Source organism: Gracilimonas tropica DSM 19535 (assembly GCF_000375425.1).
GTDB classification, from domain to species: domain Bacteria; phylum Bacteroidota; class Rhodothermia; order Balneolales; family Balneolaceae; genus Gracilimonas; species Gracilimonas tropica.
Window position 1 is genome coordinate 58,487 of sequence record NZ_AQXG01000012.1, and the last position, 21,828, is coordinate 80,314.

Sequence of the window (21,828 nt, forward strand, 5' to 3'; positions counted from 1 at the left end):
TTCTTTTTAGTTTGAGGTTGAGTCTGCTGAAGAAGCATTTTGCTGCCTCAATTCCCGTAAATAAGCCATACGTTCCTCACGGCTCATGCCCTGCATTTTCTCACGCGCCTTGGCCCGTTCTTCTTCACTCATATTTGCGAGCGGATTTTGACGCTCATTACCCTGGCTGCTATCTCCCTGATCGCTGCTTCCTATTTCACGTTCCTGAGGTGCTTGAAAACGCTCCCCTGAAGCCACCTGAATACGAGCTCCGTCATCAAGTCCGCTTTGCCCTGTGATGATGATTTGGTCGCTTGGCAACAGCCCGGCCAATACTTCAATGCGGTCGCCCTGCTCAATACCAAGCTCCAGTTCACGCCGTTCGGCTATAGAATCTCCTTTGGATACAAAAACAGAATAGGTTCTTTCAAGATCTATGGTGTTTGTTTCCGGGTTGATCACGGTCTCCACCTGCTCAACAAGAGCACTTCGGGGAACGATCATGGCCCGCTCCTTGGTCGTAATGTTTATGATGTTTTCAACAAGCACTCCCGGGTATATGTCATTTCCAACATTGGTGAGAGTAATTACCACTTCACCCAAGCCGGTTGTTTCATCAAGTTGCGGGCTTTTACGGGAAACGATACCGCGGGCACTTACATCACTTTCGTTGCTGATGCGCAGGTTTACATTCTGCCCGATTTTTACGGCTCTCCAATCTTCTACCGGAAGATAAATACGGGATTCATACCCGTTGGTGCTTGCGATCTGAAAGATTTCAGTTCCAGTTGTTGCCAGGTCGCCTACTTCAAGAGAACGTGCTGTAATCACTCCGGTAACCGGCGCTTTAACCTCGGTATTATTAAAATTTTCAAGGGCCTGGGTCAAGGATGATTGTGCCGACTCGAGCTGGGCTAAGGAATTCTGGTAATTAGCTTCAGCGATCTCAAGTTCCGCTTCACTTGTCAAATCTCTGTCTATTAAGCGCTGCTGGCGGGAATATTCCGAACTGTCTCTGATCACTGCAATGCGACTTTGTTCAAGTTGAGAACGCGCCTGTGCAAGCTGATCTCGAAAAGTGACATCGTGTATCTTAGCCAAAGTCTGGCCTTGCCGAACGGTATCTCCAAGGTCTACATAAATTTGGGTGATACGGTTGCTAACCTGGGGAAGGACTGAGATCACATCCTGGGCTTTTACATTCCCAAAAGAACGTACTTGTTCAGAAATGGAGCTGATTTCAACATCAGCCGTTTCAACGCTGGTTGCACGCTGGCCAAAGTTACCGCCTCCGAAACCCTGAAAACCGGATTGACCGTTATTGGAATCGTCACCACTACAGCCTAAAACAAATAAACTGAGTACAAAAATAGGTATGAAAAATTTCTTCACTTGTGATCTTATTTTCTTGATTGAGAGTGCTTTTGAAAGAGCATTTGTTCAACTACAAAGTTCGTGATAAAGTTTAAGTTTAGATGCTCTCTTTTTGTAAAAAAAAGAAATTATATGTTTCGATTTGCAATGAATGAGTCCATACTAATCCTTATTTTGAGGTTTAGATGATAAATCCCAATCAAACTTTTGCCCCTGATGAAATTTTTTATTGATACTGCTGATCTTGACGAAATCAAAGAGGCTCATGATCTTGGAGTGCTCGACGGTGTTACCACCAATCCAAGTTTATGTGCTAAAATTGGAGTGAAGGACTTTGAAGGCCACATTGCCAAGATCTGTGATATCGTAGAAGGCGATGTCTCAGCCGAGGTTGTTTCCACAGAATATGCAGCCATCGTTGAGGAAGGCCGCAAGATCGCCGCCATTGCTGAGAATGTGGTAGTTAAGGTTCCGCTGATCAAAGATGGCATCAAAGCCATTAAAACATTTTCAGAAGAAGGCATTAAAACCAATTGCACACTTTGCTTTTCACCCACTCAGGCACTGATAGCCGCTAAAGCCGGGGCTACTTATATTTCCCCGTTTTTGGGAAGACTGGATGACATCTCCACCGAAGGAATGCAGCTGATCCGCGATATCATCACTATTTATGATAACTATGGATATGAAACCGAAGTACTGGCAGCCAGCATCCGCCATCCCATGCACTTACTGGAATGTGCCAAAGAAGGAGCAGATGTTGCTACCATGCCTTTGAGCGTGATCAAGAGCTTGCTGAAGCATCCACTCACAGATATTGGCTTAGAGCGATTTTTAGCTGATTGGGATGACCTTCAGAACAGCCTGAAATAAGAGATCTTTTCCTCTAAGAAACTAAAAAGGCACATCAAAATGATGTGCCTTTTTTTTATGGCTAAAGTTTAGCAAGCCCGGGGACTACAATTTCGGAGCTTTTCTTACATTTGAGGCCTGCTCAAATGCATATGCGATTTCGATCAGCTCCGGTTCACTCCAGGCTCTTCCAAAGAATGAAATCCCAACCGGAAGTCCGTCAATAAAGCCCATCGGAACCGTAATATTTGGATAGCCTGACTGTGCGGCCGGCGAACTGGACGATACCGCAAAATTATCCCCATTGGTGAGGTCTGTTTTCCAGGCCGGGCCTCCGGTAGGACCGATGATGGCATCCAGTTCATATTCATCCATTACCCGGTCGATTCCTTCTTCCCGCGTGATACGCAACATGCGTTGAAGTGCGTCCTGATAATCCTTCGATTCAAGGCTGCCTTTTTCATTAGCTTGTATCAGCAAATCATGATCGAAATAGCGCATTTCTTCAGGATCGTTTAGTGTTGCTTCCACTAATTCGTCCATATTTTTTACCGGAGCATCATCACCGAGCGATGCGAAATATTTGTTGAGTCCGTCCTTAAATTCATACAGCAGAACCTGGAAAGAAGCGCCTCCTGCATTTTCCTGGGTTATTTGATCCACTTCAACAATGGTGGCACCTTTGCTTTCCAGAAGGCGAACCGTTTCATGCATAAGGGTATCCACACGAAAATGACCGCCAAGAGAGCCTGTCCAAAGCCCGATACGTTTGCCTTCAAGTCCGTCTGCATTCAGGAATTGAGTATAGTCTGAATGGTAATTTCCTTCACTTTCCAGTGTTTTTGAGTCTGATGAATCCACCCCAACCATGGTGCCAAGAGCAGTGGCGGCATCTGTAACGGTGCGTGCCATAGGGCCGGGTGTATCCTGAGTGTGAGAAATCGGAATGATGCCGGAGCGGCTCAAAAGTCCAACGGTCGGTTTTATTCCAACCAATCCATTTGCTGAAGATGGGCATGTAATAGAGCCATTCGTCTCCGTACCGATAGCAAAAACGGCCATGTTAGCAGAAGCTGCAGCTCCGGAACCGGCGCTGGAACCACAAGGATTTCTTGTCAGGTCATAGGGATTATGAACTTGTCCGCCTAAAGCGCTCCAGCCACTGGAGGAGAAACTGCTGTGGAAATTGGCCCATTCACTTAAGTTTGCCTTTCCCAAAATGATGGCTCCGGCACTTCTGAGCTTTTGGGCAATAAATGCATCTTGATCCGGAACCGAGCTTTTCAAAACATTTGCACCCGCCGTAGTTGGCATATCATAGGTATCGATATTGTCTTTCAAAACAACGGGAATACCATGCAGTGGCCCTCTTTTTTTGCCTTCCCGGAGTTCTGAGTCCAATTCTTTGGCAACATCAAGGGCCATGGGATTGATGTATAGCATTGAATTCAATTTTGGGCCGTTTTGGTCTTTTTCGGCGATCCGCTCCAGGTAAGCGGCCGTGACATCCTCGATCGTGAAGTCGCCATTTTCAAAGCCTTCCTGCAGCTCACTTATGGTGATCTCCTCTAAATTGAGTTGATCGTATTTGGATTGAGTTTGACATCCCATCACTAAAAATGGGAATACCATTAACAGTAGATATTTTTTCATGGTGCATTAATTTGATCCGTAGTTAGATCAGGAATATACAAGCCCTGAAATGGATTTCCACCTATACACTATTTTTTACATCACTGCTTGAAGAGCATATAGATGATGCCGGCCAGAATTAGCAGGTTTGCAATAGATCCAAATTTGGCATCTTCCCAGGAGCAGAATATCAGCACCTGAGACAACGCCAATCCGGCAAGAGTCAATTTCCACCAAAAGGAAACATCGAGGATCAACAAGACCGAGCTTATAATTAGGGCGAAGGTAGTAAGGCCCCACAGCAAACCACCGGTTTTGGAAATTGGAAGCTTGAGTGCTTCAATATCAGCCAGGTTGAAGCCTTTTAAAAACCCAAGTATGTGAATGAGGCCATGAACAATAATCAGGATAGCGAGCAGAAATTTCATTGGCGTAGATTGATTTGTTACGCCATGATATCACCTGAAAATGTAGATTTAGTGAACTATTGCTTTTTGAAAGTGATCGTAAATGTGGTGCCTTTACCCACTTCACTGTCAACAGAAATGTGTCCGCCCATATTTGATACATGATTGTACACCAGGTACAGCCCAATGCCTTTGCTGTCTGTATTGCTGTGGAAGGTTTGGTACAATCCAAACACCTTATCTTTTGCTTTAGATGCGTCAAATCCGATTCCGTTGTCGGAGAAAATGAGCTGCTTTATGCCATTGTTCATTTCCGCGTTGATCCGTATTTCGGGATTCCGGTCCGGATGGGCATACTTAAGCGAATTTGAAAGGAGATTCAAAAAAATACTTTTCATGTATTCTGCATTAAAAAGTACTTCTGAGAAGTCGGAAAAATCTGCATGGATGGTTGCTCCGGCATCTTGCAGCAGAGATTCAAGGGCCTTCTTTGCGTAATCAAGTGAAGCGGGAAGTTCAACCCGGGTAATTTTAACATTCAGGCTGACATTATTTTTGAACCCGTCGATATAGGTATCCAGGGATTCCTTCAGGTGGTTAGCCGAAGCTTCCAGCAACTCAATAAAACTTTTGGTTTCTGGATCCAGGATCGTGGATTTATCGATCAGTTCAAAGATGGTCAATAGATTGGAAATGGGAGAGCGAAGATCATGAGAGGTGGTATAATTGAGTTTTTTGAGCTGCTCGTTCTCTTTTGTGAGTTTAGTGAGCAGGGAATTACGTTCCTTTTCCAGCGATTTAATATGGGTGATATCTTTGGCAATAGCATAAACCAATTTTTCCTCAACTTTAGGAATGGAAGTCCACGAGAACCATACAATCTCTTCAGATCTGTTGACGTACCGGTTTTCAAAGTTAAGAAGTGGTTTTCCCTGAAAGATATTCTCCCGGTGTTTAGAAGTGATCTCACGGTCTTCAGGATGAATGAATGAATTTATTGGCCGGGAAAGCAATTCTTCTTCGGAATATTCAAGTAATTTGCAAAGTGCCGGATTTACCTTTTTGAAATACCCGTCAAAGCCTGCTATACAAAGTAAGTCTGCCGTTTGTTCAAAAAATGGAGCCAAAGAGTATTCATTGGGCATAAGTGATTTTCCTTCGTTAAAACCTAAAGCTTAAATACTATCTTTTTTGAGCCATCTCTGCAACTAAATGGCATTTATTTATTTGACCAAAGATAATTTCTTGGTTGCCTCGAAATCTCTGGCTTTGATGCGGTAAATATAAAATCCACTGGAAAGTTCGGAGGCATCAAATACGGCTGTATGCCAACCCGCTGCTTTGTACCCATCTACCAAAATTGCGACTGTTTGTCCCAACATATTTAAAACTTCAAGGTGTACCCTGCCCGGCTCCGGAATGCTGTACTGAATGTATGTTACGGGATTAAAGGGATTTGGATAATTCTGCTCCAGGGCATAATCCAACGTGTTTACCTTAGATCGTTTGGGAGGGGGTATAAGCGGTACAAAGGTTCGGGCTTCCGACCACCCGGATTCTCCTCCCATATTCAGTGATTTCATGCGCCAATAAAGAACGTTCTTTTCAGGCAGGGTTCGTTTCATGGCCAAAGTGGTATCGCTGGCAACCACGGTAGTATCGAAAATGACTTTCTCAAAATCTTCATCTGAAGCTATTTGAAGAAAATACTCCTCACTGCGTTCTGCTGAATACCAGATAAAAGTGGGTTGTGTGGAGGCATCTTTTGTTTCGGTTTCCGGCGCTTTCAGTTTAACGGCTACCGGTTTCTCAATGATAGTGGTGAACTCAGAAATATCGCTCCAGGGCCCAACGGTATCCGCATTCACTCCTCGAACACGCCAGTGGTAATAGGTATAATGTTTAAGGGGTTTACTGAGCGTATAAAAGGTGGTGTCTATCTCAGAAATGGCTACATCAACAGGCAGGAAGTTCTCATTTCTGGAGATTTGCAGCTCATAGTTCTCTGCTAAAAAAGCCGGATCCCAGTCAAATCTTGGTTTTAAATTGACATGCTCTTCCAATACATAGGGATCATTGAGTTCTACGGGATCGGGTGTACGGGAAACGGTAATAGAAAAAGGCCTGTGATATTCCCCCGTCTGAACTTCCATCGGATATTTTCCATGATCGTCCAAAGCAGTTTGCCAGTTAAAGAAAAGGGTGAATTGCTTTCCGGGATCAAGAATCAGATCAGGGTATTCATCCAGGATATCTCCATCGCCGTTTTTGAAGATGACATGATTGGTGTCGGGCTGGCTGCCCACATTTTTGATCAAAACTTCGATGGTAGCAAGGTCTCCGCTGATCAAATTTGAATCCGGATCAACTTTAGTAATCGCAAAATAGGGTATTTGCCATAAGTGTATGGGAGGCGCATCTTGAACGTACCCCCAATTTCGGTTGAAGGAAAAACCTTTCATTGCTGTAAAACTCTGCACGCCCGACATTTTACCGTTTGTAAGTCCCGTAATTCCTTCATTCGAACCCTTACTTACAGCATCCGGCAAACCCGCGGTATCTTTATTCCAGTAACCGGCTATTACCGGGTCACGGTTCACGCCTATAAAACCTCCGAAATCAATAGTGCCGTTTACCGTTCCGGTAGAATAAGCTTCCAGAATATGGCTGCCCATTCGGTTCACTCCGGCCAATCCTCCCACAAGATTAAAGCCTTGTACGTTTCCGGTAGCATAACTTCTTAAAATGACTCCATTGTGATTGTTTCCAACCAACCCGCCTACATAAGAACGGGCAGTTATATTTGCACCGGAATGTGATCGTTCGATGGTTCCACCGTTACTTCCGGATATACCTCCAGCCGATGAGGCGGTTTCTCCCAGAATCTCACCTTCCGAGACGGATTCTGTAACAACGCCATCATAATTACTGCCGGCTATGCCTCCAAGGTTATGTCCTGTTCCCGACGCGGTACCGGAAAAAGAAATCCGAAGCATTTTTCCCCGGTTGATACCGGCAACACCTCCAACATAGGAACGCCCGGAAACAGTTGCTTTTACTGAGGCGTATTCAATTCTGCCACCCCGATTAAATCCGGTTAATCCACCGGTGTGCGTTCGACCTATTATTTGTCCGCTCACAGATACATTTTTGATATAGCCCCCATTCATTTTTCCTACTACAGCGCCAGTTTCATTAGATCCGGTTACTGCTACATTCTGAAGGCGGAGATTGGCTATTCCGGATTTATCCGTGTATCCAAACAGCCCAATGTATTCCCTTTTTGGGCGGTCAATGGTCAAGCCCGATATGATGTGATCGTTACCATTGAAAGTGCCGGTAAAAGGAGATTTAGTGTTTCCTATGGGTTCAAATCCCCGGCCATTGTTCCAGGCACTTGTTTCCGTAGCATCAAGGTCTTTCAAAAGGATATAATGACTTTCAAGGTGGGATCTGATTTCCTGAAGCTGATTGATATCTGTGATCTGAAATGGATCTTGTTGAGTGCCGGAACCTCCTGAAAATTGAGCATACGCCTCCCCCTGAAATAATACAATGAAAAGCAGCCCGTAAAGAAATCTTAGCAATACAGTTTTTGAACGCACAGATAGAAATTCTCTTAAATCCTTTTACTGCTTAAAAATAGAGCTTTGTCTGTTTTTGACAAAGCTCTATTCAGGTTCTAATAAATTTTTAAAGGAGATGAGAATAGGGGGGATTATGCCTTTCCTATCAAGTTTTCGGCAATAATGGAAGAACTCAACACTCCGGGAAGGCCTGCTCCCGGGTGTGTTCCGGCACCCACGAAGTACAAATGATCAATATCCTCGGATTTGTTGTGCGGCCGGAACCACGCAGACTGCGTCAGGATTGGTTCAACGGAGAATGCCGATCCCTTGTAGCTGTTCAGCACATCCTTAAAGTGTAAAGGATCAATGTAATGTTCAGCGACCAGGTTTTCCTGAAGATCAGGTAGATAGTTTTCTTCCAGGAAGTTCATGATGGCATTGCGATACCTGGGAGCCATTTCATTCCAGTCTACATCGGCATCAAGGTGGGGAACGGGAGAAAGTACATAAAATGCCTCGTGTCCTTCCGGGGCCATGGATGGATCAGTGATGGTTGGCATGTGAAGATAAAGCGAGAAGTCATCCGAGAGACGTTTCTTGTGGAAGATATCTTCAAGCAAGCCTTTGTAGCGTTCCCCTAAAATAATGTTGTGATGAGCCAGTCCCGAATCGAGATATCGTTTTCTCGTGCCAAAGTAGATCACAAACAACGACATGCTGTATTTGGTACGCTCGATCTTTTTATCGGTATATTTTTTGCGATGTTTGGGGTTGATCAGGTTCTTATATGTGAAGGCAACATCTGCGTTGGAAACCACTTCATCTGCTTCAAGGGTTTCCCCGTTTTGTAATCTGACACCGGTGGCTTTTCCGCCATTGACAAGAATCTCATCCACTTCGGTTTCGGTGTAAATAGTACCTCCCTGCTCGCGAATCAGCTTCTCCAGAGCATTGACGATGGCCCCGGTTCCGCCCATTGCATAATGGACGCCCCATTCGCGCTCCAGGTAATGGATCATCGCGTAGATAGAAGTGGTATCAAAAGGATTTCCACCTACCAGCAGCGGATGGAATGAAAAACACCGGCGCAAAAAATCATCTTCAATGAACTGAGAAACATATTTGTACACCGATTTATACGATTGCAGTTTAATGAGGTCGGGAGCCACTTTCAGCATATCCGAAAATTTCAGAAAAGGCTGATCGGCTAATTCAACGAATCCTTTTTGGAAAATAGCCTTGGTGGTATTGAAAAATTTCTGGTACCCGTCAGCATCTTTTGGATTTCTTTTACGGATCTCATCCAGCACAAACTCTTGGTCGTTGTTATAATCAAAATGTTTTCCTTCCGCATCAAAGATCCTGTAAAATGGATCGCAGGGGACAAATTCTACATAGTCTTCGCGTTTTTTGCCGGCCGCCTCAAAAATATCATCAAACATAAATGGGGCTGTGATAACGGTAGGGCCGCCGTCAAATTTAAAGCCGTTCATTTCGTAGACGTACGCCCTTCCCCCCAGTTTATCCCTTTTTTCAAGGATGGTGACGTCGTGTCCGGCTGAAAGAAGTCGGGAAGCAGCACCAAGTCCGCCAAATCCGCTTCCAATAACGATGATCTTTTTCTTCATGATATAATGACTTTTCAATTTGTGCGGAAAACGGAAATTGTGGAAAAATAAATCCCGGAAAGATCAATTATTTTCTATCTGTTTTACAAATCCGGCATGCCCTTGTTGGTTAAGTCGTTCCATCTCAACCTTGGCATCCTCCGGATCTTTATAAGTACCTTTATACAGGCGATAAAATGTCTGTCCGTCTATGTTTACGGTTTCCACAAAACTTCCCTCCACTTCAGCGGCATGTCGGTCAGCTTCTTCTCTGGACTGATATGAACCCAATTGGACAGTATATGTAGGAACCTTAATATCCGAGATCCGGGAATTTTCCAGGTCTCCTTCCATAAGATATAAGCGAACGCGAGCAGTACCCGGCCCGATCATGTCAATTTTCTCTGCGGCCCCTTTAGAAAGATCAATGATACGGTTTTTGGCATAAGGTCCCCGATCATTTACACGTACCTGAACGGTTTTTCCGTTATCGAGATTCTCAACCAAAAGAATGGTCCCGAACGGCAGGGTTCGGTGAGCTGCTGACACTCCGTTCATATCGTAGACTTCTCCATTAGCCGTAAGTTTTCCATGAAAGTTAGGGCCATACCAACTTGCAACGCCATTTTCTAAGGCTCTCTTTTCTTCGGAGGTGGAAAGATCTGCTCCTCTCCGGGTCATGCCGCAAGACGAAAGAAGAAAACCGCAAACTGTGAAAAGCAGGATTTTATAATAGAAATTCATGCAGATGATCTAATAATTAACAAACAAAATATATCGTACTTCAGGTCTAAATGCTATTCATTAAGATTTTTTCAAAAAATCTAATTCCACCTGATCATGTAGTTTGAAATTTCGGAAAAAGATGTAATATCCGGCCAATCTTTTTCAAACCCTGGCTAACCTTGAGTTTGAATAAAAAACCTTAACCCATACTATTATGCGCATAGCTACTTTATTATTTGTGCTATTTGGGGTTTGTGCTGTTCCGGGGGTTAACGCGCAAAGCGTTATTTCGTTCGCCGGCGGTACATTAGAAAGTTCCGGAGTTTCCCTGACTTTTTCGGCCGGGGAAGTGATTACCGGAGATTTCGAAAGCCCATCTGTTCAGTTAACGGGCGGTTTTGGGAACGGGTTCGATCTGGTATATACATCCAATGAGCAACTGCTGATGGATGTTCCTACCGAATTCGGACTTAGTCAAAACTATCCCAACCCTTTCAATCCATCTACCAACATACGTTATGATCTGCCTAAAGCATCGGATGTGAAAGTGGAAGTGTTTAATGCTATTGGGGCAAAAGTGGCTGTTTTGGTCAACGACCGTAAAGCAGCCGGATCGTACACACTACGATTTGATGCCTCTCATTTAGCAAGTGGAATGTATTTCTATCGGTTTTTAGCTGATGGAAAAGTTATTTCTACCCAAAAAATGCTCTTAATAAAATAATTTTACGAAGGACTATTACTATGAAACAATTTTCAACAAAATTACTCTTTTTGGCTGCGTTCCTATTGTTTGGCGCAGATGTGATGGCGCAGGTTCCGCAGGGATTCAATTTCCAGGCGGTAGCCCGCAATGCTGATGGAGACTTGATCTCAAATTCTGAACTTGGGGTACGCGTGACGGTGCTTCAGGGTACCGAAGATGGTACTGCTGTGTACACAGAAGTCCAGAAACCCACTACTTCTGCGGTAGGTTCCTTTCTGATCGTGATCGGGGAAGGAACATCAGAAGACGATTTTAGTGCTATCGATTGGTCATCTGACAATTACTATGTGAAGCTTGAAATAGACCCCGCCGGCGGGGAAGAATATGAGGAACTCGGAACAACCAGGTTGTTATCGGTGCCTTATGCGCTACTTGCTAAGGATGTTGTAAACGGCGGTAACGGTTCCGGAGAACTTGTTACTAATTACGAACTGAATACGGCAGATGGGGATACGGCATTTCAGGTTCAGATATCCGGTGAAGGAGCATCCGAAACAGCCATTATTGGACGTGCCGCTACCACAGGAACCAACGTTGGCGTAGAAGGTAAGGCTTTTTCTGAGTCCGCAAATACCAATCTCCAGGTTGGAACGTACGGTGAAGCTGTTGGCGATGGAACCGGAACCCATTTGGGAGTGTATGGTATTGCTTTCAGTCCTGAAGGAACCGGAGGACGTCGATATGGACTCTATGGATCCGCTAATTCGCAAGGACGTGAAAACATAGGTGGATTTGGTATTGGACAAGGCTCCGGCGATGGTGAAGTGGTTGCCCTTGGTGATGAAAATATTGACGGTGAGTTTAATGTTGGAGGCTTCAATATTGGGTTGGTTGGATTTGCCCGGAATAACCTCAACGGAAATATTGGTATCCGTGGATATGTATATGGCGCAGAAGGTGGCAGAGAGAACAGGGCCGTTTCTGCAGAAGCCGTCTCTAATGCTACAGGTAGAAATGTAGGGGTGCAATCTATAGTTCACAGTTCCCAAACAGATAACATGGCCTTTCAGGTGCTAATGTTTGATAATGGATCAGGTAATTCTTCCCTGAATAACATAGGTGTTCAGTATGAGATGAGTAATGCTGCTACTGAAGGGAACTATGGAATGAGAGGATTTATAAACGGTGCTTCTCCAAACAATGTAGGTGCAGACCTTTACGTAGGAGGCGGTGAAAATAATACCGGTATGATCTTAAATGTGAATGGTGAGACCGGTTCAAATATTGGTATGACTGTGAATGCACCAACTGCTGCTGAACTAAATGGAAATGTTATTATAGATGGAGATCTCTCTGTTACCGGTTCAATAAATGGAGCTATGGGAGAAGGTGGAAGCGCAAACGGATCTACCCTTGATTCTTTATTCCTATCTACTGTTCCTGAAGCTGAATTTCAGCGTAATACCAGCTTTTACCCCGGTTTCATTCGCAATTCAGATCAGGATGGGAATTTTGTAAATCTTTCTCGCACAAGGCTTCAATATGGTAACGATGCTGATGAAAATATTTATAACTGGTATGATAAAGGAAGTATGCAATTAGCCGCTGCCGATTATGCCAATGGAGAACGTGCTACAGGCATGGGTCCGGGTAACTTCTATATGGATATTTATTATAACGGCAGTTTTTATGCACCTCTTAATTTTGGCATTGGGAATGCAGCGGAAGGAGGAAAGGCCTTTTTCAGTATGAGCTCATTGACCAGAGCAGAAAATCAACAAGGAGATCTTTTTTCCATAAACATTTCTGAAGATCCAAATGGGAACGACGCAAATGGCCAATCGAGCCAGGTTATGATGTATGGAACCAACAGTCCAAATATCCAAATGGGTGGGCAGTCCTGGGAAAATAACGATCTTCCATTCTTTCAGCTTTTTGGGAATGTTGAAGATGGTAACGGCTGGTATCTGAACAATACATACCTTGGTGTGGCAACAGACGGTACTGATGAATGGGCTTCTCTCTCGTTGATGAAAACAAATATTGTCGGACAGACTTCTCAGGAAACTATTCTGTTAGACGGTTACTCCGGTAACATCAATATTTCGGGTTCCCTAAGCCAGTCTTCTGATGAGCGGCTCAAAAAAGACATCAAGACCATTGAAAATGCACTTGATAAAACCAACCGCCTCCGAGGTGTTACTTATAACTGGAAAACCGATGTGCAGAGTGAAGATCCACAAATTGGGGTAATCGCTCAGGAAGTAGAAGAGGTATTCCCTGAATTCGTGCATACCGATGAAGATGGGATGAAATCTGTAAACTATGCGCAGATGACGGCAGTCTTGATCGAAGCAGTGAAAGAACTGAATGCTAAGATCTCTGATTTAGAAAAAGAGAACAAAGTGCTTACAGCACAGGTTGACAAGAAGTCAGAACTTGAGCAGCGTTTGGCCCAGATTGAAAAGATGCTTGGAGTACATACTGAGCAGCAGGTTCAACCAAGTAACACCAAAAAGTAGATGACCTGAAATTCAGATATCTATCTTGAATTAATTAAAACAGCCCTGTATGTAGAAATGCAGGGCTGTTTTGTTATAAGAAAGTCTCAAAAACCACATAGCTCGGTGGTTTATAAGTCCCATCTCTTTATTAGGTTCTGCTAAATCGATGTGCTCGAATAGTTTAGAGTGCAGAAACTAATCAAAAGGACTATGAATAGAATACGCAATAGCATTCTATTGGTACTATTTAGTGTCTTGTTTGTGAATGCATATGCCCAACAGGTGGTAACTTTTGCCGGGGGAAGTTTAACGGGGACAAGTATAACCGTTAGTTTTACAGGTGGAGAACCTATTTCGGGTACTTTTAGCAGTGAAAATATTAGTCTGCTAACGGGTTTTTCAAACGGAAGTGATCTTACAGCCGTCTCCAATGAAATCCAAGGGGCTGATATCCCGCTTACTTTTAAGTTAAAGCAAAACTATCCAAACCCCTTTAATCCTTCCACTAATATCAGCTACGATCTGCCTGAAACGGCGGATGTGCGCTTGGAAGTATTCAATACCATAGGGGCTAAAGTGGCGACACTGATTCACGAACAAAAACCGGCCGGTTCGCATACTGTTCGGTTTGATGCATCCTCTTTAGCAAGCGGGATGTATTTGTATCGGCTTACTGCCAATGGAAATGTCATATCAATCAAAAAAATGATTCTTATTAAATAAAAAGGGGACAAAAACGATGTACAAATTAACTACCAAATTTATTTTTTTAGTTTTGGCTGTACTGCTTACAGCCGAAGTAGCCATGGCCCAGGTTCCGCAAGGATTTAATTTTCAGGCGGTAGCCCGGGACAGTGACGGGGAACTTATCGCAAATACCCAATTAGGGGTACAAATAAGCATTTTGCAAGGTGCAGAAGATGGGACCGCTGTTTACACAGAAACTCAGTCACCTGAAACCGACAACACAGGTTTATTTAACCTGGTGATTGGCGAAGGGACATCCGAAGACGACTTTGGAGCCATCGACTGGGCGGCTGATAATTACTATGTGAAGCTGGCAATAGATCCTGCCGGAGGAGAGGAATACGAGGAGCTCGGAACCACGCGGTTGTTGTCTGTTCCCTATGCTCTACTTGCGCAGGATGTTGTTAATGGTTCCGGTACAAGCACTGATGTTGATCTTCCACTTACACTTACTGGAGATAATGGCAACCTAAGCATAACAATAGGAACTCAGGAAGGCGATAATAATTTTGGATTCATAGGCTTAGGAAATGCTGATGGAGATACACTTGCTCAGGTTTATGTTGAAAACCGGGGCGATACAGCTTCCCGTGGTACCATGATGTTTAGGGACACTTTTGGGCGATATAGTAATGTAATACCGGGGGAGTTCAGTACCGGTCATAAAGATGGAGGGTTCAGGTCTCACCTGACTTCGAATAATTTATACTTTATAAATTCTGATCTTCAAACAAATGCTCCACCTGCCTGGTTTGGAACGCTTGGTGGAAATGGATTTTATCAGTTATTGGATTATTCTGATACCGGCATCTATGAAGGTGGAATACTCAGTGGGTTTTGGGCAGGATACCCCGCCTTATTGATGGAAGATGGAAATGAGCAGCCCGGGATATGGTTGGCAAATGATGACGGGGGAGGAAAGCTGGTCTTACACAGTCCAAATGGAACCGGTCAAAATATTCAAATGGGGGGCAAAAGCTGGGAAGATCCCAATCTACCGTTCATGGTTTTCAGAGGGAATGAAGATGAGGAAAATACACAACCTGATCTTATTTGGATGGAGGTGCAAAAATGGGAAGATGGCACCGAGGTCGGTAATATTACCCTGAGAGGAACGGACGGTTCCGAATTCAGTATTAATTCGCATGGAATTGGAGGTAGTAATGAGCTGTCAAATCAGGTTTTAGTCGGGAATGACAACGGGGATATCGTAGCTGCAATAAACTCCCATGAGCCTGATAAGAAAAAAGGCTTTATTCATTTATATGGAGAAACAGAGCCGGAAACAGATGATCTCAGAGCTGGTCTTGAAGTTTCTGATAACGAATCCGGTGATTCATGGGGACATCTTTTCTTGAAAGGCCCTGATGGTTCTCAAGATATGCTATCGGCTTATATTCAAAATGATCCAAATGGAAATAATCCGGATGGATGGGCAGGTCGCCTGAATTTATGGGGTAGCAACAGCCCGAATATCATCATGGAAGGAAAGAACTGGGAAAGTGCCGACACTCCTCAACTTTTATTGTATGGGAATAAACCAAATAATGATGGCTGGTTTTATGAACACGTAAATTTAGCTGTTAATAAAGATGTCGATCAAGAATGGGGAGCATTAAGCTTATTTGGGAATGAAAACTCATTAAATGTTGAAATCGGAGCCAAAAGCTGGGAAGATGCAACAGAAGGAGCCGGACGGCCATTTATGGTCTTCAAGGGAAATAATCCGGACGAAGATCTCATCTGGATGGATGTGGTTGATGATGGCACTAACGAGTTTGGTAACCTTAATTTCAGAAGTACTGATGGCGCAAACTTTTCAATTAACGCCTACGGAATAAATGGGGATGCCGATGTAAATGGAAACCTTCATGTGAATGGAGATATTACTTACACCGGTTCCTCAGGTCAAACCTCTGACCGCAGACTCAAAGAAAACATCCAACCTCTACAAAACGGCTTGGGCACCATCATGAAGCTCAATCCAACCACCTACAATTTCCGTGGAAATGGAGAGTATAATGGGCTGAAGCTTTCTACCGGCTTGCACTATGGGTTGATAGCTCAGGAAGTGGAAGAAGTGCTGCCTTCTCTCGTAAAAAATAATGTGCACACATACTCGGAAGTGACTTCAACGGGCAGCGGGCCAACTATGCATTCCGAAACAGAGGTCACCAAGACCATGGAATATAAAACACTGAATTACACTGAGCTGGTTCCGGTATTGGTGAAGGCGGTGCAGGAACAACAGAAGGAAATTGAGCAGCTTTTGGAGGAAGTAGAACAACTAAAAGATCAGAGAAAACTCATACAGGAGCTTCAAAAAGACCTTCAGGAACTGAAGAAAGATTAATTTTGGGGTACACTTCAAACATGAAGGCCCGGCACAAAACTTATGTGCCGGGCTTTTTTTATGAGCCGAAGATCGGATTTGAACCGACGACCTACGCTTTACGAGAGCGTTGCTCTACCAGCTGAGCTACTTCGGCACAAAATTGAAAATTAAGTTACGATTCTTTTCAATTATTCTGCAACACATGAGTTATCATCTTACCTTATCAAAAAATTAAAATTACTTTATGTCGGTAACCCTATCTCTGATCATCGCAAACGTGGTTGTTTCACTGACAGCTCTATACGTTTTCCCTCAACTTTTCGAGAAATTTTTGTTGATGCCGTATCGGGTAGTTCGTGAGAATACCTGGTACGAGTTGGTCAGCTCCGGTTTTGTACATGCCGGCTTCGGACATTTGTTCTTGAATATGTTCGTGCTCTTCTTTTTTGGGCCGGTGTTGGAGCAAAGTATTGGGCAATTGCATTTATTGCTGCTCTATTTTTCAGGGCTGATCGTATCTAGTTTACCCTCGGTTTATCAGCATAAAGATAATCCTGATTTTGCCACGGTTGGAGCCTCCGGTGCGGTTGAAGCCGTTTTATTTGGTTTTATTCTGCTGTTTCCACTTGAACCGATTTACATCATGTTCATCCCGATCGGTATTCCTTCGATCATCTTCGGAGTGTTCTTTTTGGCATACAGCATCTATGCCAGCAAAGGAAAGGGGCGTGTTAATCACGAAGCACATATCGCCGGCGCGGTTTGGGGGTTTTTATACCTGATTCTCTTCGTCCCCAACACCATCGACCATTTTCTGACGGTCTTCGGACTGCTTTAATCGTAAGTAATGGATTATTGCTGAATCCATCGTGAACCTTTGTGTTCTTCACAGGTATTAGTTTCAGGCTTAACAACTTGAACCAAGTTTTAGCCATTCTTATCGCGAAAATGCTTCATGAAATCTGTTAGTGCTTTCACTGACTCCAGCGAACAGGCATTGTAAATACTGGCTCGGATTCCCCCCACGCTTCGGTGTCCTTTCAGAGCCACGAGGTCATTTTCAGCAGCCTTCGAAAGGAACTTTGCTTCCAATTCTTCAGATGGAAGTCGAAAAGTGACATTCATTTTAGAACGGGAGTTGGGTTGAGCCGTTCCTCGATAGAAATCATCAGAATCGATGGCGCTATAAAGCAGATCAGCTTTTTGATCATTGAGTTTTTCGAAATAAGAAATCCCGCCTTTTTCTTCGAACCATTTTAGAACCAAATTCACCATATAAACCGCAAAAGTTGGCGGAGTATTGAAAATTCGCTCGGCATGTGTCTTATAATTCAGGATGGTAGGGATATCCGTTTTCGTGGCCGTTTGCAGAAAATTCTTTCGAACGATGACCACGGTTACCCCTGATGGCCCCAGGTTTTTTTGTGCTCCGGCATAGATCAATCCGTATCGGTCTATGTCAATTTCACGGGACAGAAAATCAGAGGAAGCGTCACAAATCAGCGGAGCTCCATTAGAATCCGGTTCAACCCGATATTGCGTTCCATAAATAGTATTATTGGAAGTAAAGTGAACGTATCTTGGGTTATCAGAAAGTTGAAGTTCATCTTTAGTGGAAACGCGGCTAAATTGTTCATCTTCGCTGCTGAAAGGAACATGAACCTTCCCAAAAAGCTTAGCTTCTTTGATCGCTTTCTTCGACCAAACTCCGGTGTTTATGTAATCGGCAGTTTGATCTTTATCCAGAAAGTTCATGGGTACCTGCATGAATTGCGCACTGGCCCCTCCCTGCAAAAACATAATGTGGAAGTCATCTTGAAGGCCCAAAATTCGTGTGAGCCGTTCCTTGGCTTGGACATCTATTTCCGAATACTCTTTACCGCGATGACTTTTTTCCATGATGGAAGTCCCGGTATCCCGATAGTCCAAAAGTTCATCTCTTACAATTTCGAGAACTTCGGTGGGAATTGCAGCCGGGCCGGCGCTAAAGTTGTGAACGCGTTTCATGTGGAAAGAATGAGTGATTTGTAATTAAAAAGTATGAATGAGGAAGCCGGAACGAAGTTTAGGTTCAAACCAGGTAGATTTCGGAGGCATAAGCTGTCCGGCATCTGATACATCAAGTAGTTCTTCAATGCTCGTAGGGTACATGCTAATGCCTAAAGCTGCTTCACCATTATCCACCAGTTTTTCTAATTCATCTGTTCCCCTGATACCGCCTACAAAGTCAATATTTGGGTCGGTGCGCTGATCCTTGATCCCCAGTATTGGCTTAAGCACCTGAGTCTGTAAAAGAGAGACATCCAACTGAGAAGCAGGGTCGCTTTCCGGCGTTGATTTTAGTGTAATACCGTACCAGTTGTCATTTAGATATAAGGAAACCATTCCTTTTTTTGCAGGGACAGGTTTAGCTTTTTTCTGTATGGTGAATGTATTTCCAAGCTGTTCCAAAAAGTTATCAGGTATGGAAAAGACAATACGGTTATAGGCTAAAATCTGAAGTTGTTCGGTTGGGAAGATCACAGCAGGGAAAAAGTTATAGCCTTCCTCTCCGGAATGTTCTGGATCTTGAGCCGCAAATTCCTTCGCTGCTCTTGCAGCGCTTGCGCAACGATGGTGTCCGTCTGCGATGTACAGGTTTGAAATGGCATTAAAGGCGCTGGTGAAATTTTCGGTTTTATCCACTTTCCAGATAGTATGTTTGATCCCGTCTTCAGTTGTTAGATCATAGATCGGTTCATTTGATTTGATGCAATCTTCCATTGCAAATGCGATGTTTTCCGTATCCCGGAAAGTTAACATCACCGGTTCCGGATGCGCTTTTTGAGTGACAATATGCTTGGTCCGGTCATCTTCCTTATCAGGTCTGGTGAGTTCGTGTTTTACAATGCGGTCATGGTTGTAATCATCCACGCTTACACAACCGAAAATACCGGTTTGAGACCGGCCCTTCATTTCTAACCTGTAGATGTATAAAGCTGCCTGGTCTTCCTGCTGCATAAAATCAGAATTAAGAAAATGCTGCAGGTTTTCATGTCCCTTCTTGTACACCTTTTCATCATAAACAGAAATATTTGGGGGCAGATCGATCTCGGGACGAATAACATGCAGATAACTGTTCGGTTTTCCCTTAGCAAGATCACGTGCCTCGCTGGTGTTTATCACATCATAAGGTACGCTAACTACATCTGCTGCGAATTCAGGTTTTGGTCTCCAGGCTCTAAAAGGCTTTACGATGGCCATAAAAAAGTGTGCAATTTTGGTTATCCTTAAAGGGCGATAATGTACATAAAATTGAACTTTATTAAATTTGAAACCTGTTAGTTTCAGGCAAAAACTATAGAATTAAAATAGCTGAAGAAATGAATAAGAATGGCGAAAACTTAAACGAAGAACAGCAGGAACAACTGTTATTTATGATGCTGGTACAACAGCATCAGCAGATCGCAATGATGGGCTTGGGTAAGATCCAGAATCCTGCTACTCAGGAAATGGAAAAAGATCTGTCTTCGGCAAAATACGCTATCGATACGCTGAGCATGCTCAAGAAATTTACCAAAGGAAATCTTTCAAAAGAAGCTGATGGTTACTTGGAGCAAACGCTTACCAATTTGCGGTTAAATTATGCCGAAGAATCTAAGAAGGCCAAAAACGCTGACACTTCAGATAAGAATGAGTGATGGTCAAATTGAGCCGTTGACGGCTGCCGGAGGGATAGTTTTTAGATATACACCGGAGCAAAGCGAACCCTTGATCCTTATGATATTCAGGAATGGGGTTTGGGACTTGCCAAAAGGTAAATTGGAACCAAACGAAACTATTCCAATGTGCGCAGCCAGAGAAATTGCGGAAGAGGTTGGGAGCTCTTTGCCTTCAATTGTAAGGGAAATCGGAACCACATATCATGAATATGAGCAAGGAGGTACCCGATACGGAAAAACCACGTATTGGTACTCAATGATCTTTACCAAGCCTGAATCGTTTAAACCTCAGAAGGAAGAGGGAATCGAAAAAGTAGAATGGTTCACACTTCAGAAAGCAATGGAAAGGGCAGGTTTCGAGAACTTGAAGGAGATTCTTAGGAAATTTGAACCATAAAAAAAGGCATGACCATTATGGTTCATGCCTTATACAAATCTTGTTGTGGGGCGTCAGTTATCCAGGCGGAAATTGATGGACAGTGAATATTGAACCCGTACCGGGCGTCCTCTCTGCATTCCTGGAGTAAACTCGGCTTGTTGTACAGCCTTTAGAGCCTCTTCATCAGCACCGCCACCAATACCTCTTACAACCTTGGCATTTTCAACTTTACCTTCCTCGGTAACAATAAATTGTACCGTAACGCGGCCTTCAATTCCTGCATTACGTGCCATTTCGGGGTAGGTGACATTTTTTTGCAGTTCAGCCATACCGCCCTTTAACTTGGGCATTTGTTCCACAACTACAAAGAAGTCTTCTTCCTCATCATCGGAATTATCAGGGGGTGGAGGCATGTCCATTGGAGCATCCATGTCCAGCTCAGCATCCAAATCAATATTCTGATCTTCAATGATCTCATCATTAGGTACTTCTACCGGAACGGGTGGGCGTGGTGGAGGGGGAGGCGTTTCCACTTGTTCGGTCTGAATGACTTCCTCCATCTCTACAACTTCCTGCTCATCTAAGGTGATCTCGGTGGGGGGCTTGGTTTCTATATTCACTTTTACTGCTGCTATCATTACCAGTAAGGCAACAATCAACCCTACTTGCAGATAAATTGAATATGAACGCTTTAAGTCAACGTCAGGCTTTTTTCTCTCATTATTCATTTTTTTGGCTGCTTGATTCCAATTCATAAATGTTAACAAATCAATATGATAAATCGTTTAAACAAATAATTTATACATAGTGATTGGTTATTTAGGCTTTAATCATTAGCTGATTTAGCCCGGTACCACTGCATTAGTAACAACTGCCTGAGAAGGAATATGTTTCCTTTTTTTAAATCAAATAAACACTGTCGGAGAGAGTCGGGAATTTCATCCATAAAATAGGTGAAGACGATTGGCCCTAACTTTAGAAAATAGGATAAACTGTAATTTCTAATTTTCCAGACGGAAATTAATGGACAGTGCATACTGAACACGAACAGGTCGTCCACGTTGCATTCCCGGAGTAAAGTTTGCTTTTTGAACAGCTTTCAATGCTTCCTCATCGCAACCGCCGCCAATGCCTCGTACAACNCGGGCATTCTCAACTTTACCTTGTTCGTTCACAATAAACTGAACGGTAACGCGGCCTTCAATACCGGCCCGGCGTGCCATTTCAGGATATTTCACACTTCCCTGAAGTTTAGCCATTCCGCCTTCCAGCTGAGGCATCTGTTCTACCACAACTATGAAATCTTCTTC

The 21,828-nt window shown here is 43.7% G+C and carries 19 protein-coding genes and 1 tRNA gene; 8 read left to right on the plus strand and 12 right to left on the minus strand.

The annotated features are described in order from the left end of the window. Positions 1-6: 6 nt before the first annotated feature. A complete protein-coding gene (locus B151_RS0114785; RefSeq protein WP_020404426.1) occupies positions 7-1,371 on the minus strand; it encodes an efflux RND transporter periplasmic adaptor subunit in 1,365 nt (454 codons plus the stop codon). A 198-nt stretch (positions 1,372-1,569) separates the two neighbouring features. On the opposite strand from B151_RS0114785, the gene fsa reads away from it, so the two are divergent. Continuing rightward, complete coding sequence (gene fsa / locus B151_RS0114790) at positions 1,570-2,226, plus strand: fructose-6-phosphate aldolase (RefSeq protein WP_020404427.1); 657 nt, start codon at positions 1,570-1,572, stop codon at positions 2,224-2,226. Positions 2,227-2,310: 84 nt separating this feature from the next. Here the strand turns inward: fsa and B151_RS0114795 are convergent, their stop codons facing one another. The 6 genes from B151_RS0114795 to B151_RS0114820 form a co-directional block, all read right to left on the minus strand. Beyond that, a complete protein-coding gene (locus B151_RS0114795; RefSeq protein WP_026166692.1) occupies positions 2,311-3,858 on the minus strand; it encodes an amidase in 1,548 nt (515 codons plus the stop codon). An 80-nt stretch (positions 3,859-3,938) separates the two neighbouring features. Further along, entirely contained in the window at positions 3,939-4,265 is a 327-nt protein-coding gene (locus B151_RS0114800) for a hypothetical protein (RefSeq protein WP_020404429.1), read from the minus strand. Positions 4,266-4,321: 56 nt separating this feature from the next. Continuing rightward, on the minus strand, positions 4,322-5,389 hold the full coding sequence (locus B151_RS0114805; RefSeq protein ID WP_020404430.1) for a PAS domain-containing sensor histidine kinase: 1,068 nt from the start codon (positions 5,387-5,389) through the stop codon (positions 4,322-4,324). A 78-nt stretch (positions 5,390-5,467) separates the two neighbouring features. Continuing rightward, entirely contained in the window at positions 5,468-7,849 is a 2,382-nt protein-coding gene (locus B151_RS19715) for a GLUG motif-containing protein (protein WP_157471056.1), read from the minus strand. Between the two features lie 113 nt (positions 7,850-7,962). Next, complete coding sequence (locus tag B151_RS0114815) at positions 7,963-9,441, minus strand: phytoene desaturase (RefSeq protein WP_020404432.1); 1,479 nt, start codon at positions 9,439-9,441, stop codon at positions 7,963-7,965. A gap of 63 nt (positions 9,442-9,504) precedes the next feature. Continuing rightward, positions 9,505-10,101 (minus strand): septal ring lytic transglycosylase RlpA family protein, encoded by a 597-nt coding sequence (locus tag B151_RS0114820; protein WP_245550426.1) that lies wholly within the window; start codon positions 10,099-10,101, stop codon positions 9,505-9,507. Between the two features lie 259 nt (positions 10,102-10,360). Between B151_RS0114820 and B151_RS0114825 the strand changes: the two genes are divergently transcribed. The 4 genes from B151_RS0114825 (at position 10,361) to B151_RS19725 (ending at position 16,456) form a co-directional block, all read left to right on the plus strand. Further along, positions 10,361-10,870 (plus strand): T9SS type A sorting domain-containing protein, encoded by a 510-nt coding sequence (locus tag B151_RS0114825; protein WP_020404434.1) that lies wholly within the window; start codon positions 10,361-10,363, stop codon positions 10,868-10,870. A gap of 20 nt (positions 10,871-10,890) precedes the next feature. Beyond that, positions 10,891-13,374 carry a tail fiber domain-containing protein gene (locus B151_RS19720; protein ID WP_020404435.1) on the plus strand — a complete coding sequence of 828 codons (2,484 nt, stop codon included), beginning with the start codon at positions 10,891-10,893 and terminating at the stop codon, positions 13,372-13,374. 192 nt (positions 13,375-13,566) lie between these two features. Further along, a complete protein-coding gene (locus B151_RS0114835) occupies positions 13,567-14,079 on the plus strand; it encodes a T9SS type A sorting domain-containing protein (protein WP_071594714.1) in 513 nt (170 codons plus the stop codon). Between the two features lie 16 nt (positions 14,080-14,095). Beyond that, positions 14,096-16,456 carry a tail fiber domain-containing protein gene (locus tag B151_RS19725; protein WP_020404437.1) on the plus strand — a complete coding sequence of 787 codons (2,361 nt, stop codon included), beginning with the start codon at positions 14,096-14,098 and terminating at the stop codon, positions 16,454-16,456. A gap of 63 nt (positions 16,457-16,519) precedes the next feature. On the opposite strand, the gene B151_RS0114845 is transcribed toward B151_RS19725, so the two are convergent. Further along, a tRNA-Thr gene (locus B151_RS0114845) sits at positions 16,520-16,592 on the minus strand. Between the two features lie 90 nt (positions 16,593-16,682). On the opposite strand from B151_RS0114845, the gene B151_RS0114850 reads away from it, so the two are divergent. Next, on the plus strand, positions 16,683-17,276 hold the full coding sequence (locus tag B151_RS0114850; RefSeq protein WP_020404438.1) for a rhomboid family intramembrane serine protease: 594 nt from the start codon (positions 16,683-16,685) through the stop codon (positions 17,274-17,276). An 89-nt stretch (positions 17,277-17,365) separates the two neighbouring features. Here B151_RS0114850 and serC read toward each other — a convergent pair whose 3' ends face one another. Both serC and B151_RS0114860 read right to left on the minus strand, forming a co-directional pair. After that, positions 17,366-18,445 carry a 3-phosphoserine/phosphohydroxythreonine transaminase gene (gene serC / locus B151_RS0114855; RefSeq protein ID WP_020404439.1) on the minus strand — a complete coding sequence of 360 codons (1,080 nt, stop codon included), beginning with the start codon at positions 18,443-18,445 and terminating at the stop codon, positions 17,366-17,368. A gap of 24 nt (positions 18,446-18,469) precedes the next feature. Beyond that, on the minus strand, positions 18,470-19,681 hold the full coding sequence (locus B151_RS0114860; protein ID WP_020404440.1) for a DUF1015 domain-containing protein: 1,212 nt from the start codon (positions 19,679-19,681) through the stop codon (positions 18,470-18,472). Positions 19,682-19,800: 119 nt separating this feature from the next. Here B151_RS0114860 and B151_RS0114865 point away from each other — a divergent pair, with 119 nt between their 5' ends. Both B151_RS0114865 and B151_RS18935 read left to right on the plus strand, forming a co-directional pair. Continuing rightward, positions 19,801-20,118: a DUF1844 domain-containing protein gene (locus B151_RS0114865; RefSeq protein ID WP_020404441.1), complete on the plus strand. Its 318-nt coding sequence runs from the start codon at positions 19,801-19,803 to the stop codon at positions 20,116-20,118. Beyond that, the gene (locus tag B151_RS18935; protein WP_020404442.1) at positions 20,111-20,536 is read left to right on the plus strand and encodes an NUDIX hydrolase; all 426 of its coding nucleotides are present in this window, start codon (positions 20,111-20,113) and stop codon (positions 20,534-20,536) included. Before B151_RS0114865 ends, B151_RS18935 begins: the two co-directional genes overlap by 8 nt. A gap of 53 nt (positions 20,537-20,589) precedes the next feature. Here B151_RS18935 and B151_RS0114875 read toward each other — a convergent pair whose 3' ends face one another. Both B151_RS0114875 and B151_RS0114880 read right to left on the minus strand, forming a co-directional pair. Further along, positions 20,590-21,273 (minus strand): energy transducer TonB, encoded by a 684-nt coding sequence (locus B151_RS0114875; protein ID WP_020404443.1) that lies wholly within the window; start codon positions 21,271-21,273, stop codon positions 20,590-20,592. Positions 21,274-21,519: 246 nt separating this feature from the next. Further along, positions 21,520-21,798 (minus strand): energy transducer TonB, encoded by a 279-nt coding sequence (locus B151_RS0114880; RefSeq protein WP_425402417.1) that lies wholly within the window; start codon positions 21,796-21,798, stop codon positions 21,520-21,522. Positions 21,799-21,828 lie beyond the last annotated feature (30 nt).